Consider the following 15,222-nt stretch of genomic DNA (forward strand, 5'->3'; position numbering starts at 1 on the left):
CCACTCCGCGGGGCGCCATCGTCCCGCGCAGGTGCCTCACGCAGCCTTCGGGCCCCGGCACGCCGCCGGGGCCCGAAGGATGATGCGCCGCCGCCCGCAGCCGCCCGAACTGGTGGGCGGCTGCTCAGCGCGCCTCGTAGGACAGGCAGGTGGCGGTGTCCCCGCCGACGCTGACCGCCTCAGCAGTGCACATGAGGTCGGTGTTGTGCACGCACTCCAGGCGCTGGCAGGCCCCCACGTGGCCCTCGGCCACGGGCAGGCCGCCGCGAGCATCCAGGCTGATGAAGGTGCCGCAGGTGGGCGCCCCGGCATCGCCGCCGACCGTGATGGCGAAGGCGGTGCAGCCCCCGTGGTTGAAGGCGCAGGAGGTGGTCTCGCAGGACTTGATCTGGGTGACGGTGGCCATGATGGACTCCTTCTCGAGCGGTCGGATGATAGGTACGTCATTAACGTAAATCCGTCCCGGTTCAGCGGCAACGAAGGCGAGCCTGGCCTTGTGCCATCGGGAGTCCAGAATGCTGGAATAACGCCGTTTTCTCGGTGGTGATGATCGGGGTGGGTGCCCTGTTGCGGGGGCTGCGGCCGTCCCTATTGTGTGCCGGGGTATTTCGTTATTCCGGGTAGGTGAGGCAGACCTGCGCCACTCAGCTGTGGGCCGCGGCCACCGCCAGGCGCAGGGCGCCGGTGAAGCGGGTCTCGCGCTCCTGGGCGCTCATGTCCTCGGAGTGGTCCAGCAGATGATCCGAGATCGTCAGGATCGCCAGCGCCTGCGCCCCGAGCTCCGCGGCCACGCCGTACAGGGCCGCGGCCTCCATCTCCACGGCCAGGACGCCATGGGCGGCCAGGCGCTCGGTCTGGCCCTCGGGAGTGAAGTAGAAGTGGTCGCGGGAGATGATCGGGCCGGCGTGAACAGTCCCGTCCTGGGGCGCCTGGGCGCTGCGGGAGGCCTCCCAGGCCGCCTGGGCCAGGTGGAAGTCGGCCACCGCTGAGAAGTTCACCCCCGGGATGCGCAACTGGTTCATGGCCGAGTCCGTGTGGGCGCCGGTGGCGATGACGACGTCGCCCACCCGCACCTGGGGGGCGATCCCGCCGGCCGTGCCCACGCGGATGATGCGCTCGACCCCGAACTGGCTGAGCAGCTCGGTGGCGTAGATGGTGAAGGAGGGCTGGCCCATCCCCGAGCCCATGACGCTCAGCGGCTTGCCGTCCACGGTGCCGGTGAAGCCGAGCATGCCGCGCACATCGGTGACCAGGCGGGCATCGTCCATGAGCGCCTCGGCGATGCGCTGGGCTCGCTTGGGATCGCCGGGCATGAGGACCGCGGGGGCGAAGTCTCCGGGCTCGGCGGCGATATGGGGGGTGGCCATGGTGGGTCCTTTCAGGGTCGGCGGATGCGGAGCGGGGCGCCCTGGGACGGGGGCGGAGCCCTGCGCCCGACATCATCAGGTGACCATCAAGTGTGGCATATGCCGCCCCGGGCCCCGCCTTCCCGTCCGCGCCGCCTCCGGGGCCGGTATCCGCCGCGCCTCCCGCCGGTCCGCATGCTGGACGCCGGGAGACAGATACTGGCTGTGCGCCTACCGTGCAGGGATCTACGCGTGCGCCGAAGGCGCCCGCATGCGCTGCATCACCCCGCCGTGACCAGGCACGTCAGGCCCCTGCGCAGCGCACCGTCCCGCACAGCAGAAGGTCCATATGGCTTCAACTCCCGCAGCCCCGCAGGGCTCACACCCATCCCAGGCACCGGCGCGCGAGCAGTGGAGCGGCCAGGTCGGATTCCTCCTGGCCGCCATCGGCTCGGCCATCGGCCTGGGCAACATCTGGCGCTTCCCCGGCGTGGCCTACAGCAACGGCGGCGGGGCCTTCGTCGTGCCCTACATCATCGCCCTGCTCGGTGTGGGAATCCCCGTGCTCTTCCTGGACTACGCCCTGGGCCACCGCTACCGCGGCTCGGCCCCGGCGGTCTTCCGCCGCGTGCACGCCGGGCTGGAATGGCTGGGCTGGTTCCAGGTCTTCATCTGCTTCATCATCATGACCTACTACGCGGTCATCGTGGCCTGGGCCCTGCGCTACACGGTCTTCTCGATCAACACCGCCTGGGGGGACGACGCCGCGGGCTTCTTCCAGCGCTACATCGGACTGGGGGAGCTCTCCTCCAGCGGCACACCCGCCTACTCCTTCACCCCGGTGGCCGGGGTCATCATCCCGCTCATCCTCGTGTGGGCCTTCGGGATCCTCACCATCGCCCGGGGCGTGTCCAACGGGGTGGAGAAGGCCAACCGCGTCTTCCTGCCCCTGCTGGTGATCATGTTCCTGACCCTGGTGGGCCGCGCCCTGCTGCTCCCGGGCTCCACCGACGGCCTCAACGCCCTGTTCACCCCCAACTGGGCCGCTCTGTCGGACCACCGCGTCTGGATGGCCGCCTTCGGGCAGATCTTCTTCTCCCTGTCGGTGGGCTTCGGCATCATGCTCACCTACGCCTCCTACCTCAAGCGCCGCTCCAACCTCGTGGGCACGGGGACGGTGGCCGCCTTCGCCAACTCCGCCTTCGAGATCCTGGCCGGGATCGGCGTCTTCGCCACCCTGGGCTTCATGGCCCACACCCAGAACGTGAAGGTCTCCGAGCTGGACGACATCGCGGGGGTGGGCCTGTCCTTCACCACCTTCCCCACCGTCATCTCCCAGATGCCCGGAGGCCCGGTCTTCGGGGTGCTGTTCTTCGCCTCCTTCACCATGGCGGGCCTGACCTCCTTCATCTCCATCATCCAGGTGGTCATCGCCGCGGTCTCCGAGAAGCTCGGCCTGCCCACCAGCAGGGCGGTCCTCGTGGCCGGACTGCCCTCGGCACTGCTGTCCTTCATCCTGTTCGGAACCTCCTCGGGCCTGTACACCCTGGATGTGGTCGACGCCTTCATCAACAACATCGGCGTCGTCTTCTCCGCCATCGTCATGTGCGTGGCCCTGGGGATCGTGCTGCGCCGCCTGCCGGTCATCGAGCGCCACCTCAACCTGGTCTCGGAGTCCCGGATGATCGGACCGTGGTGGCGGGCGGTCATCATGGTGCTGGTCCCGCTGCTGCTGGGCGTCATGCTGGTCCAGACCGTCTCGTCCTACATCACCGAGGGCTACACCCCCGACTACTCCCGGTCCTTCGAGCTGGTCTTCGGCTGGGGCGCCCTGCTCATGGTCGTCATCGCCGTGGTGGCCATGACCCTGGCGCGCTGGGCCACGCCGGTCGACGACTTCACCCCACTGGATCTCGATGCGCTCGAGGAGGTGAAGTGACATGACCGGAGCGGCCATCTCTCTCATGCTCACCGCCATCGTCATCATCTGGGGCGGCCTGGCGGTCTCCGTGACCGCGCTGATCTCCCGGGGGCGCCGTGAGGACCGCGACGCCCGCGAAGAGGCCTCCCGGCTCGCCCACAGCCACCTGCGCGGCACGAGCACCGAGGACTGACAGGTCGCGCAGGCGCCGGCAGCCGGCACATCTTCATCACAGGTGCCGCCGACCTGCCAGGATGTCCCCGCAGCTTCCCAGGTCGGTGGGGGACAATGCGACCATGACTGACTCCGCCGCAGCCGGCCATCCGCCCTCACTCGTCGCCTTCGACCTGGACGACACCCTGGCCCCCTCGAAGACGGCCATCCCGGCCCCCATGGCCCGGGCCCTGCGCGGGCTGCTCGAGGTCGTGCCGGTGTGCATCATCTCCGGGGGGCAGATCGGGCAGTTCCGCAACCAGGTGCTCGCCCACCTGCAGGCCACCCCGGCCCAGCTCGCAGGCCTCCACCTCATGCCCACCTGCGGCACCCGCTACTACACCTATGAGGGTCCCGGCCACGGCGAGCAGTCGGGCCACGACGGCGGATCGGACCAGGACCCCTGGCGCCTGGTCTACGCCAATGACCTGTCCCCCGAGCAGGTGCGCGAGGGCTTCGAGGTTGTCGAGGCCGAGGCCCGGCGGCTGGGCTTGTGGGAGGAGCTGACCTGGGGCCCGGCCCTGGAGGACCGGGGCAGCCAGATCACCTTCTCCGCCCTGGGGCAGGAGGCGCCCCTGGAGGCCAAGGCCGCCTGGGACCCCACCGGGGAGAAGAAGAACCGCCTGCGCAGCGCCGTCGCCGCCCGCCTGCCCGCTCTGGAGGTGCGCTCAGGCGGCTCGACCAGCGTCGATATCACCCTCAAGGGGGTCGACAAGGCCTACGGCATGCGCCGGCTGGCCCGGATCACCGGTATCGCCCTGGAGGACATGCTCTTCATCGGCGACCGCCTCGACCCCGACGGCAACGACTACCCCGTCAAGGCCCTGGGCGTGCCCTGCTGGGCGGTCACGGGCTGGCAGGACACCGTGGAGCGCGTCACCGAGCTGACCGCCCGCCTCTCCGCCGGCCGCACCGGCGCCCCGCCCGCCCCGGCATCCGCGCCGCCCGCCGACTCCTGAGGAGGATCGTGCCCGATTCCACGGCCTCAACCGCCCGCGCCCCCGCCCGGCCGCCCCTGTGGCGCAGGGCCATGCGCACGGCCCGTCGCGCCTCGGCGGGAGCGGGGCGCGCCCTCTGGCTGTGGTGGCGCCGGCGCACCGTGGTCTTCCGCAGGACGGTGCGGGCCCTCGTGCTGGTCGTGGCGACCTCGGCCCTGTCCCTCCTGGTGGGGCTGGGCACCGCCACTGCCCAGGCGCCCCTGGGCCCCCATGAGGCCACCTGGTCCACCACCCTGGACTCCACCATCACCCTGGACCTGGGGCCCCTGGGGATGGCCTCCATGGACTCGCCGGCAGGGATCCTCGGCCTGGAGGTCGTCCCCGGGGAGATCCCCTCCAGGCCGCAGCCCGGGGCCGCCGACGCCCAGAGCGTGGGCCAGGCCCTGTCCTCCGACGTCGCCTCCTACATCGGTGTCGTCAGCCACCCCGAGCTGACCATCCACCGGGGCCTGCACGCCCTGCTCCACGACGGGCTGCGCCGCGCGGGCCTCATCGAGGCCCTCATCCTGTGCCTGGCCACTGCCGGGCGCCTGGCCACGACCGGCAGCCTGCGCGACACCCTGGCCGCGGGCCTCAGGCGCAGGCCGCCGGCGATCATCGCCAGTGCCGCGGCGCTGTGCGCCGCCGCGGCACTGCTGGTGCCCGCCGTCAGATCGGAGGCCCCGCGCGGCACCACCCTGGCGGCCCTGGAGGGAACGCCCCTGGCGCAGGCCCGCTTCTCCGGGCGCATCGCCGACGTCGTCGCCGCCTACAGCCCCCGCGTCACCTCCTTCCTCAAGGACAACGAGGCCTTCTACTCCACCGCCGAGACCAACCTGCGCGCCGCCTGGAGCGCCGCCCAGGACACCGGCGGGCTCGTCGACGTCACCGCCGCGCAGGGCGGCGTCGACCGCCAGGACCTCGACCAGCGGGTGCGGGCCGTCTCCATGCGCCGCCTGGGGCGGCCGGCCCCGGAAGCCGGCCGGCCCACCGACCAGCCCACTGATCAGCCCATTGAGCCGGCCACGGGGCGGGCCGCCGATGGGACGGGCGCCGCCCCGACGCCCTCGGGCGGGCCTGGGCGCCGGCCCCCGCAGGCCACCGGCGCCCGGGCGGTGGATCGGCGGGGCACCACCACCGCGGTGATGTCCACCGACCTGCACTGCAACCTCGATGTCATCGCCTTCAGCGGCATCCTGGACCGGCTGGCCGGCGCGGACATCCACATGGACGACGGCGACCTGACCATGACCGGCTCGGAGCCCGAGCAGCTGTGCGTCGACGCCCTGAGCGAGGCGGTGCCCTCCTCGGCCGCCAAGGTCGCCACCGTGGGCAACCACGACTCCGACTCCACCGCGCAGAGGCTGCGCTCCCAGGGATGGACGGTGACCGACGGCACCATCCAGACCGTCGGCGGCCTGCGCATCCTGGGTGACGACGACCCCGACCGCACCACCGCCACCGGCACCACCAGCCGTCGGGGGCGCAGCGCCGAGCAGGTGGGAGCCGGCCTGGCCGCGACCAGCTGCACCGCCCCCACCGACGTCGTCCTCATCCACCAGCCCGCCACCTTCGGCCCCCTGGCCTCCCAGGGCTGCGCCCCCCTGCTCCTGGCCGGGCACGTCCACGCCGAGCGGGGCATGAGCACCACCGAGTCCTCGCAGGGGCGGGTCTCCGCCCTGGTCTCGGGCGCGGGCAAGGGCGGCACCTCGCTGGGCCCGGTGACCGAGGACTCCTACCTGCACGTGCTGTCCTTCGATCGCGACGGCTCCCTGGTGGCCTGGCGCGCCGTCATCCTGCACCCCGACGCCTCTGTCACCGTCGGCGCCTGGCAGCCGGTGCCCCCGCCCCAGGCGCCCGACCAGACGGAGCCGGAGCCGCAGGAGGCCAGTGCCGCCGCCACGGAGGGGGCGCCGGAGCCCGACCAGACTGCGGCCCCCTGAGGACGGCGGGTCGCGGCCCTGAGCCAGGGGACCCGTGCCCATCCCAGGGAGCCGGCGCTCGCGCCCCCATCGCCCGCCATGGGGCACAATGGCGCCCGACCTTGTGGATCGGGCAGACCAGGGATGAGGAGGCGCTGAGAGATGGCACAGGTGCCCACTGAGGCTGATATCGACGCGATGAGCCAGGAGGAGCTCGACGCCTACCTCGCCCGGGCGGGCGAGCGCGACAGCGCGCTGCTGGCCCAGGTGCGCCGGGAGGAGCAGGGGCCGGGCTGGCTGCGGCGCAGCGGAGCCCCCCGCTCCTACGCCTGGACCCTCATCGTCTGCGCCGTGGTGGGCATCTACGCCTCCTGGAGCCTCCTGGCCGCTCAGATCCAGCTCCTGAAGAACCCCCTGGCCGACCTCACCTGCGATGTCAACCCCCTGGTCGCCTGCGGGGACAGCCTCAACGCCTGGCAGGGCAATCTGCTGGGCGTGCCCAACTCCCTCATCGGGGCCATGGCCTTCGCCGTCCTGGCCTGCATCGGGGCCCTGCTGGCCAGCGGCCTGCGCCTGCCGCGCTGGGCCTGGTGGGCTCTGAGCGCCGGGAGCCTGGGGGGCATCGCCTTCGTCGCCTGGTTCCTGTGGGTCTCCGTGGCGGCCTTCGGCAAGCTGTGCCCCTACTGCATGGTCGTCTGGGCGGCCACCATCCCCGTGGCCGCCACCACCTGGTGCTGGGCCGCCCTGGGCGGGCACCTGGGCCTGGGGACCGAGCGCGCGGCCGACCTGGTGCGGATGCGCTGGTGGATCACCGGCGCCATGTACCTGGCCGTCATCCTCGTCGTCGTGGTCTCCTTCTGGGACCAGTGGCTGGCCCTGCTGGACTGAGACCATGATGAGACCATGACAAGGTCGACAAGCGCGTCGTCCGGGCCCGCCCCCGGGCCCGCCCCCGGGCCCTCAGGCCGTGCCGCCCAGCGCCGTGCCCAGCGGCCCGGCCCCGCCGTCGACTCCACCGTCGCCCAGGACTACCTCAAGGCCGTGTGGGCCGCCTGCGAGTGGGGCGGGACCGGCGCCTCGATCACCGGGCTGGCCCGGCGCATGGAGGTGGCCCCCTCCACCGCCTCGGAGAACGTCGCCCGCCTGGTGGAGGAGGGGCTGGTGGCCCACCAGCCCTACAAGGCGGTCACCCTCACGCCCGAGGGCAGGCGGCGGGCGATGGCCATCGTGCGCCGTCACAGGCTGCTGGAGACCTACCTGGTCACCCGGCTGGGCTTCGAGTGGGATGAGGTGCACGAGGAGGCCGAAGAGCTGGAGCACGCCGTGTCCGACCGGCTGCTGGCGCGCCTGGACGCCGTCCTGGGCCACCCCACCCGCGACCCCCACGGCGACCCCATCCCCACCGCGGAGGGCCGCCTGGACATCCCCGAGCTCGTGCGCATCGAGACCCTGGAGCCGGGCGATGAGGGGGTCGTGGGAAGGATCAAGGACGACTCCCGGACCCTGCGCCGGCTCACCCGGGCGGGCATCAGCCTGGACACCCGTGTGCGCGTCCTGAAGCGGGTGGCGGACGCCGGCAGTGGTGGGTGGGCCAGCATCGTGCGCGCCGTGGCGTGCCAGGACGGGAGGGCGGCCGGCCAGGACGGCGACGCGCACGGCTCCGGGGCCACCGTCCCCGACGGCTCCCTGTGGGTCCTGTCCTGAGCTGCACATCTTCAGCACCCAGACGGCCGGCCGCCGCCGTGGGAACCGCATGATTCCAGGGCCGGGCTCCTTGGAGCGCCCGGTGGCGCCTCTGAAGATGTGCCACCGCAGGGCCGTTGCACATCTTCGATTCCAGCGCGGACGTGATCATGCGGGAAAACCTCGGTTCGGGGAGCGCTGATGCGTTGAAGATGTGCAGCGCGCACCAGGCGCGCACAATGGGGCCATGAGCCTCTTCACCCAGATCATCGACGGCGAGATCCCCGGCCGCTTCGTGTGGGCCGACGACGCGGTCGTCGCCTTCGCCACCATCGAGCCCCACACCGCCGGGCATGTCCTGGTGGTGCCCCGGATGGAGGTCGACTCCTACGTCGATGCCCCCGACGAGGTGGTGGCGCATATGGCGGTGGTCGCCAAGCGCATCGGCGCCACCCAGGTGCGGGTCTTCGACGCCCCGCGGGCCGGGCTGGTGGTCGCCGGCTACGGCGTGGACCACCTCCACCTCCACGTTCTGCCGATCCGCTCCGAGGCGGACCTGTCCTTCTCCTCGGCCCGCGCGGACGTCACCGGCGAGGAGCTCGACGAGGCCATGGAGCGGCTGCGCGCCGGACTGCGCCAGGACGGCTGGGGGCAGTACGTGCCCACCGCGATGGGCTCGGCGCGCACCTGCTGAGCACCAGCTCCTGGCGGCGCCCGGATCAGTGCTCGTGGTGGGGGCGCATGACGTGGCCGCGGGTCGAGGGCTGCCCGCGCCGCGGCTGGCGCACCCGGTGCTGGAGCAGGCCGGCTCCCAGAACGGCCGAGATGAGGGTGCCCAGGATGACCGCCGCCCGGGCGTGATCCGTTGTCGGGCCCTCGCCGAAGGCCAGGCCCGCGATGAGCAGGGAGACGGTGAAGCCGATCCCCGCGATCGCTGAGAGGGCCAGCACGTCGGCGCTGTCCACGCCGTGGCCCAGGTGCAGGCGGGTCAGGCGGGTGAGGATCACCACCGAGCCCCAGATGCCCAGGACCTTGCCCAGGGGCAGCCCCAGGTAGACGCCCATGGACACCGGGTCGGCCAGCACCTCGCCCAGGCCCCCGCCATCGATGATGCTGACCCCGGCGGCGAACAGGGCGAAGACCGGCAGGGCCAGGCCCGCGCTCCAGGGGTGGACCAGGTGGGCCAGGCGGGCGGTCATCCCCTGGGGCTCGCTGCGCGTGGGCTTGGCCGGAACCGTCATCCCCAGCAGCACCCCGGCGATCGTGGCGTGCACGCCCGAGGAGTGCATGAGCCACCAGGCCACCACGCCCAGGGGGATGAGCAGGTACCAGTGGGTGATGCCCCTGCGCACCAGCAGGCCGAAGACCGCGACCACCGCCAGGGCCCCGAGCAGCGCCAGGGGGTTGAAGCCGTGGGAGTAGAACAAGGCGATGACGATGATGGCCAGCAGGTCGTCGACCACCGCCAGGGTCAGCAGGAAGGTGCGGGCGGCCGGGGGCATGCCGCGGCCGAAGATCGAGAGCACCGCCATGGCGAAGGCGATGTCCGTGGCGGTGGGCACCGCCCAGCCGGTCAGCTCCCCGCCGCCCGAGGCCAACTGGATCCCGACGTAGACCGCTGCGGGCCCCGCCATGCCGAAGACGGCCGCCAGCATCGGCAGCGCCGCCTCCCGCAGGTCGCGCAGGGAGCCGACGACGAACTCCTGCTTGAGCTCCAGGCCCACCACGAAGAAGAAGACGGCCAGCAGCCCGTCGGCGGCCCAGGCCGACACCGTCAGGTCCAGGTGCAGGGCGTGGGGGCCGATCACCGTGGAGGAGAGCGCGGCGTAGGACTCCCGCCACGGGGAGTTCGCCCACAGGAGCGCCACCGCCGCGGCCGCCACCATGAGCAGCCCGGAGAAGACCTCGGACTCCAGGCGGTGGGCGATGCGCCCGGGCAGGTCGCGCAGGCGCAGGGGCGGGCGGTGGGGGCGGGGCCGGCGCCCCGGGGAATGACCTGGCGAATGGCCCGGGGTGTGGGGCGCAGGGGCGTGCGCGTGGTCGGGCCTGCGGGCTCCGCTCGCGGATCGGGTCATGCCTTCCTCTCCTCAGGGCCGGGCCCGCAGCGGGCTCACCGGGCTGGTGGCCGCGGGCGGCCTCCCGTCGGGAGGAGCCGCCGGGGCCACCGGAACGAGAACGGACTCAGACTAACCGATCCGCGGGCGGGCGATCCGGCGCGCTGCGCCGGCGAGACGGGGCGGACGTGACCAGGCGGACGTGACCGGGCTCGCCCGCCCACGCGCTGGACAGCCCCGGGCGCGCGCTGCGCCGGGGGATAGGCTGTGCACCTGCACGGCCGGCTCCCGCCCTTGATCAGGCCCGGGACGGCGTCGTCCAGCATCCACGCCACGAGCACGGAAGAGAGCATCCCCGCCATGACGGACACCACCCCCCAGGGAGCATCCCAGGGCGCCGCCGAGGCCACCCCCTACCGCTACACCGCTGCCCTGGCCGACTCCATCGAGACGGCCTGGCAGGACCGCTGGGAGGCCGAGGGGACCTTCCGTGCCGACAACCCCGTGGGGGACCTGGCCGGCCCGGGTGCTGCGCAGGAGAAGTTCTTCCTGCTGGACATGTTCCCCTACCCCTCGGGCAAGGGGCTGCACGTGGGCCACCCGCTGGGCTACATCGCCACCGACGTCGTGGCCCGCTTCACCCGCATGACCGGTAGGAACGTCCTGTACACCATGGGCTACGACGCCTTCGGGCTGCCCGCCGAGCAGTACGCGGTCACCACCGGCCAGCACCCGCGCATCTCCACCGAGGCCAATATCGCCAACATGCGCCGCCAGCTGCGGCGCCTGGGGCTGAGCCACGACCCGCGCCGCTCCCTGGCCACCATCGACGTGGACTACGTGCGCTGGACCCAGTGGATCTTCCTGCAGATCTTCAACTCCTGGTTCGACCCCGCCGCCCCGCGCCGTGACGGGCGCGGCACCGGCGCGGCCCGCCCCGTGTCCGAGCTGCGCGAGAAGCTGGCCCGCGGCGAGGTGGCCGTGCCCGGCGGGCGCGACTGGGCGGGCCTGAGCGCCGCCGAGCAGGCCGGGGTCATCGACTCCTTCCGCCTGGCCTACGTCTCCTCGGCACCGGTGAACTGGTGCCCCGGCCTGGGCACGGTCCTGGCCAATGAGGAGGTCACCGCCGAGGGCCGCTCCGAGCGCGGCAACTTCCCCGTGTTCAAGCGCAACCTGCGCCAGTGGATGATGCGCATCACCGCCTACGGCGACCGCCTGGCCGAGGACCTGGACACCGTGGACTGGCCCGAGAAGGTCAAGCTCATGCAGCGCAACTGGATCGGCCGCTCCGAGGGCGCCCAGGTGGCCTTCGCCGTGCCCGGGGCCGGGCAGGGCGCCGAGCTGGAGGTCTACACCACGCGCCCCGACACGCTCTTCGGGGCCACCTTCATGGTGGTGGCACCCGAGCACCCCATCCTGGGGGGCATCGACTCCTCGGCCTCGGTGCGCAGCCCCGAGGAGATCGCGCAGGACGCCGCGGCGCTGAGCGTCCCGGCCGCCTGGCCGCAGGGCACCCGGGAGGCCTGGACCGGCGGGCACGCCACCCCGGCGCAGGCGGTGGCCGCCTACCGCGCTCGGGCCGCGGCCACCACCGAGGCCGACCGGACCGATGAGGGACGGGTCAAGACCGGTGTCTTCACCGGCCTGTTCGGCATCAACCCGGTCAACGGCGAGCAGGTGCCCGTCTTCGTGGCCGACTACGTGCTCATGGGGTACGGCACGGGCGCCGTCATGGCCGTTCCCGCCCACGATGAGCGCGATCACGCCTTCGCCACCGCCTACGGCGTCGACATGATCCAGACCATCGGCCCGGTCGAGGATCCCGACGGCGTCGACCTGTCGCAGGGCGCCTACACGGGCGACGGCGTCGTGGTCAACTCCGCCCGTGGGGACCTGGACATCAACGGCATGGGCAAGGAGGAGGCCAAGGCCGCCATGATCGACTGGCTGGAGGCCAGGGGGGCGGGCCGCCGGGCGGTGACCTACCGCCTGCGCGACTGGCTCTTCTCCCGCCAGCGCTACTGGGGCGAGCCCTTCCCGATCGTGTGGGACGAGGAGGGCGGCGTCCACGCCCTGCCCGAGTCGATGCTGCCCGTGGAGCTGCCCGAGGTCACCGACTACTCGCCGCGCTCCTACGACCCCGACGACGCCGAGTCCTCCCCGGAGCCGCCGCTGGGCAAGGCCGCGGACTGGGTGGAGGTCGAGCTGGACCTGGGGGAGGGCCCCAGGACCTACCGGCGCGAGACCAACACGATGCCCCAGTGGGCGGGCTCGTGCTGGTACGAGATGCGCTACGCCGACCCCACCAATGAGGATGCGCTCATCGACCCGGCCAACGAGGCCTACTGGATGGGGCCGCGCCCCGAGGCGGGCAACACCTCGGGGGGCACGGACCTGTACGTGGGCGGGGTGGAGCACGCGGTGCTGCACCTGCTGTACTCGCGCTTCTGGCACAAGGTGCTCTTCGACCTGGGCGTGGTCAGCAGCTCTGAGCCCTACCACCGCCTGTTCAACCAGGGCTACGTGCAGGCCTACGCCTACACCGACGCCCGCGGCCAGTACGTCCCGGCCGAGGAGGTCGTGGAGGAGGCGGGACAGGACGGCGAGCCGGTCTTCACCTGGAGGGGCGAGCCGGTGCGCCGCGAGTACGGCAAGATGGGCAAGTCCCTGAAGAACATCGTCACCCCCGACGAGATGTACGAGGCCTACGGCGCCGACACCTTCCGCGTCTACGAGATGTCCATGGGGCCCCTGGATGTCGACCGCCCCTGGGAGACCCGTGCCGTGGTGGGCGCCCAGCGCTTCCTGCAGCGCCTGTGGCGCAATGCCGTGGATGAGGCCACCGGGGAGCTGCGCGTGGGCGAGGAGCCGGCGGACGAGGCCACCCGGCGCCTCGTGGCCCGCACGATCGTGGGGGTGCGCGAGGACTACGAGGGCATGCGCCTGAACACCGCCATCGCCAAGCTCATCGTGCTCAACAACCACCTCACCGGCCTGGAGACGGTGCCGCGCGAGGCGATCGAGGCCCTGGTGCTCATGACGGCGCCGGTGGCCCCGCATATCGCCGAGGAGCTGTGGAGCAGGCTGGGCCATGAGGCCTCCCTGGCCCGCGAGCCCTTCCCGGAGGTGGAGGACGCATCGCTGCTGCGCGCCGAGGAGGTCACCTGCGTGGTCCAGGTCAAGGGCAAGGTCCGCGACCGCCTCCAGGTGGACCCGGGTATCAGCGCCGAGGAGCTGGAGAGGCTGGCCCTGGCCGCCCCCGGAGTGGTGCGCACCCTGGATGGCCGGGGTGTGCGCAAGGTGATCGTGCGGGCACCGGGGCTGGTGAGCATCGTGCCCGAATGAGGCCTGGCTGACGGGTGCGCAGACGCGCCGCCGCGGAGCGTGGCCCGCTCCCGCAGCCGTGTGCTGCCCCTCGGAATGGCGGCGCATCCGCGCAGGTTGCTGAATTGTTAGCATTACCTGTGAAAACCATCATGGTTTTCTGAGTCCTCAATCCTTACGGTCGTTAGTGCCCTGCACGGGTGATCGTGGACCGGGACGGACGGAGAGTGATGGGAATGAGGATTCTCAGGAATGTCGTGCTGCTGGTGGCGGGGGCCGTGGTGGTGGCGCCGATCCCCGCGGCCGGGGCGCATACCGGAGCGGCCTGGGCCGGGCACCCGGCGCCCGCCGTGCTCGCTGCGCAGGCGGATGCTGGGAAGCACGCCCCGCGCGGGCATGCCAATAGCGTGTTCACCCCGGTGGGCACGCCGGTCACGGTCCAGGTGGAGGTCGACGACGAGGACACTCCCGCCGACCAGCTCACGGTGACGCTACTCACTCCGGTCGAAGGGGTGGAGTTCGATGCCGCGACCCGCACGCTCCATGTCCCGGCCACGAAGCCGATCCCGTTGACCGTCCTGCGCTTCCGGGTCTCCGATGGAGAGCACACCAATCTGTTCGAGAGCACGGTCATGGTGTACGCCGTGCCCAAGCCGACGATCACCCTGACGCCCGAGGCCGTTGAGGTAGAGGAGGGGCAGGAGGCCGGCTTCGAGCTGGTGGTGGATCCCGATGGCCGCAACGATCTGGAGGTCACCATCCCGGACCTGCCCGACTGGCTGACATGGGACAAGCAGACGAACCGGATCAGCGGCCTGGCCCCCGCGCCGGGCGTCTTCACCTTCACGGTGGAGGCCGATGGCAAGACCTATGCGACGGGGAGGGTCACGGTGACCGCTAAGCCCGCCCCGTCTCCCACCGCGACCGCGAAGCCGTCCACAGAACCGACGGCCGGTGCCACCCCGTCGGCCACGGCGACGGCGGCCACGCCCGCCCCGGATGCGACGACCCCGCCCGGGGCCACGGCGGAGCCGACAGCCTCGGCGAGCACGGCGACGACCGCCGTCGTGCCGGGAACCCCGGCCCCCGCCTCTCCGCAGGGGACGCCTGGCGGCTCCCTGGCCCGCACCGGTGCCAGCGCCCTGCTCCTGGGCGGGCTCGCGGTGAGCGGTCTGGCCCTCGGCATGGCCTCGTTGATGTGGCGCAGGATGCGCCGCGCCGGCTGAGGCGCCGCCAGCATCGGGAGCAGCGACCCGTGCCGGTCAGTGGCGCATGATGCCGCACTGAGCGGCACGGGTCCCGAGTGCTTCCCCGGGTGAGGTCATTGGCGCCGGGGACCGCGCTCCCGGTGGCCCTGCCCGCCCTGCGCGGACTGGCAGAGGTGCTCATGCCCGCCGGCAAGGCGGAGGCGGTCCATGAGGGCATGCGCGCAGCCCGGGCGGGCGCGCCCGAGGTGAAGGGGACCTACCTGTCCCTGACCGGTGTGGAGCCTGCATGGCGGGGCCGGGGAGTGGGAGTCCGACTCCTGGAGCCGATGCTGGGGCCCGGCGCGGGCGTGCGATGGCTGGAGTCGACGAATCCGAGGAATGTGCGCTTCTATGAGCGTGCCGGTTTCCGTGTTGTCCACCGGGCCCCGGTGGGTGGCAGTGAGGTGACGATGTGCCGGATGGTGGGCGAGTTCTAGGCCCATTGCATGCCGGGCTCCGCCGTTCGTGCGCGTGCGACTTCCCAGCGCCGCCTGGGACCCGCCGAGCCCGGCATCTCCCAGCGGAGCTGACGGCG

At 72.3% G+C, this 15,222-nt stretch carries 13 protein-coding genes; 10 read left to right on the forward strand and 3 right to left on the reverse strand.

Annotated features, from left to right (window positions below; genetic code table 11):
* Positions 1-124 precede the first annotated feature (124 nt).
* The gene (locus tag J5X07_RS02670) at positions 125-406 is read right to left on the reverse strand and encodes a DUF1540 domain-containing protein (protein WP_124934298.1); all 282 of its coding nucleotides are present in this window, start codon (positions 404-406) and stop codon (positions 125-127) included.
* Between the two features lie 238 nt (positions 407-644).
* On the reverse strand, positions 645-1,367 hold the full coding sequence (gene deoD, locus J5X07_RS02675) for a purine-nucleoside phosphorylase (protein ID WP_208478579.1): 723 nt from the start codon (positions 1,365-1,367) through the stop codon (positions 645-647).
* Between the two features lie 328 nt (positions 1,368-1,695).
* Here deoD and J5X07_RS02680 point away from each other — a divergent pair, with 328 nt between their 5' ends.
* From J5X07_RS02680 to J5X07_RS02710, 7 genes are all read left to right on the forward strand, one after another.
* Positions 1,696-3,285, forward strand: coding sequence for a sodium-dependent transporter (locus J5X07_RS02680; RefSeq protein ID WP_208478580.1), 1,590 nt, complete (start codon positions 1,696-1,698; stop codon positions 3,283-3,285).
* Between the two features lies 1 nt (position 3,286).
* Positions 3,287-3,460 (forward strand): methionine/alanine import family NSS transporter small subunit, encoded by a 174-nt coding sequence (locus J5X07_RS02685; protein ID WP_208478581.1) that lies wholly within the window; start codon positions 3,287-3,289, stop codon positions 3,458-3,460.
* A gap of 103 nt (positions 3,461-3,563) precedes the next feature.
* Positions 3,564-4,439, forward strand: a complete 876-nt coding sequence (locus J5X07_RS02690; protein ID WP_208478582.1) for an HAD hydrolase family protein — start codon at positions 3,564-3,566, stop codon at positions 4,437-4,439.
* 8 nt (positions 4,440-4,447) lie between these two features.
* Positions 4,448-6,400, forward strand: a complete 1,953-nt coding sequence (locus J5X07_RS02695; RefSeq protein ID WP_208478583.1) for a metallophosphoesterase family protein — start codon at positions 4,448-4,450, stop codon at positions 6,398-6,400.
* A 141-nt stretch (positions 6,401-6,541) separates the two neighbouring features.
* A complete protein-coding gene (locus tag J5X07_RS02700; protein WP_124934293.1) occupies positions 6,542-7,267 on the forward strand; it encodes a vitamin K epoxide reductase family protein in 726 nt (241 codons plus the stop codon).
* A gap of 15 nt (positions 7,268-7,282) precedes the next feature.
* A complete protein-coding gene (locus J5X07_RS02705) occupies positions 7,283-8,083 on the forward strand; it encodes a metal-dependent transcriptional regulator (RefSeq protein WP_208478584.1) in 801 nt (266 codons plus the stop codon).
* Positions 8,084-8,309: 226 nt separating this feature from the next.
* Positions 8,310-8,756, forward strand: a complete 447-nt coding sequence (locus tag J5X07_RS02710) for an HIT family protein (RefSeq protein ID WP_208478585.1) — start codon at positions 8,310-8,312, stop codon at positions 8,754-8,756.
* A 25-nt stretch (positions 8,757-8,781) separates the two neighbouring features.
* Here the strand turns inward: J5X07_RS02710 and nhaA are convergent, their stop codons facing one another.
* Entirely contained in the window at positions 8,782-10,137 is a 1,356-nt protein-coding gene (gene nhaA / locus J5X07_RS02715) for a Na+/H+ antiporter NhaA (protein ID WP_208478586.1), read from the reverse strand.
* 339 nt (positions 10,138-10,476) lie between these two features.
* Between nhaA and J5X07_RS02720 the strand changes: the two genes are divergently transcribed.
* The 3 genes from J5X07_RS02720 to J5X07_RS02730 all read left to right on the forward strand — a co-directional run bounded on the left by J5X07_RS02720 (position 10,477) and on the right by J5X07_RS02730 (position 15,124).
* Positions 10,477-13,461, forward strand: a complete 2,985-nt coding sequence (locus J5X07_RS02720) for a leucine--tRNA ligase (RefSeq protein ID WP_208478587.1) — start codon at positions 10,477-10,479, stop codon at positions 13,459-13,461.
* Positions 13,462-13,676: 215 nt separating this feature from the next.
* Complete coding sequence (locus tag J5X07_RS02725) at positions 13,677-14,666, forward strand: hypothetical protein (RefSeq protein WP_208478588.1); 990 nt, start codon at positions 13,677-13,679, stop codon at positions 14,664-14,666.
* A gap of 89 nt (positions 14,667-14,755) precedes the next feature.
* Complete coding sequence (locus J5X07_RS02730; protein ID WP_208478589.1) at positions 14,756-15,124, forward strand: GNAT family N-acetyltransferase; 369 nt, start codon at positions 14,756-14,758, stop codon at positions 15,122-15,124.
* Positions 15,125-15,222: the final 98 nt, after the last annotated feature.

This window comes from Actinomyces bowdenii (assembly GCF_017592395.1).
Classification (GTDB): domain Bacteria; phylum Actinomycetota; class Actinomycetes; order Actinomycetales; family Actinomycetaceae; genus Actinomyces; species Actinomyces bowdenii.

What these genes read in the sequence shown, in the direction of transcription:
- J5X07_RS02670 (WP_124934298.1), bottom strand. Translation starts at nt 406, where the DNA reads ATGGCCACCGTCACCCAGATCAAGTCCTGCGAGACCACCTCCTGCGCC.
- deoD (WP_208478579.1), bottom strand. Translation starts at nt 1,367, where the DNA reads ATGGCCACCCCCCATATCGCCGCCGAGCCCGGAGACTTCGCCCCCGCG.
- J5X07_RS02680 (WP_208478580.1), top strand. Translation starts at nt 1,696, where the DNA reads ATGGCTTCAACTCCCGCAGCCCCGCAGGGCTCACACCCATCCCAGGCA.
- J5X07_RS02685 (WP_208478581.1), top strand. Translation starts at nt 3,287, where the DNA reads ATGACCGGAGCGGCCATCTCTCTCATGCTCACCGCCATCGTCATCATC.
- J5X07_RS02690 (WP_208478582.1), top strand. Translation starts at nt 3,564, where the DNA reads ATGACTGACTCCGCCGCAGCCGGCCATCCGCCCTCACTCGTCGCCTTC.
- J5X07_RS02700 (WP_124934293.1), top strand. Translation starts at nt 6,542, where the DNA reads ATGGCACAGGTGCCCACTGAGGCTGATATCGACGCGATGAGCCAGGAG.
- J5X07_RS02705 (WP_208478584.1), top strand. Translation starts at nt 7,283, where the DNA reads ATGACAAGGTCGACAAGCGCGTCGTCCGGGCCCGCCCCCGGGCCCGCC.
- J5X07_RS02710 (WP_208478585.1), top strand. Translation starts at nt 8,310, where the DNA reads ATGAGCCTCTTCACCCAGATCATCGACGGCGAGATCCCCGGCCGCTTC.
- nhaA (WP_208478586.1), bottom strand. Translation starts at nt 10,137, where the DNA reads ATGACCCGATCCGCGAGCGGAGCCCGCAGGCCCGACCACGCGCACGCC.
- J5X07_RS02720 (WP_208478587.1), top strand. Translation starts at nt 10,477, where the DNA reads ATGACGGACACCACCCCCCAGGGAGCATCCCAGGGCGCCGCCGAGGCC.
- J5X07_RS02725 (WP_208478588.1), top strand. Translation starts at nt 13,677, where the DNA reads ATGAGGATTCTCAGGAATGTCGTGCTGCTGGTGGCGGGGGCCGTGGTG.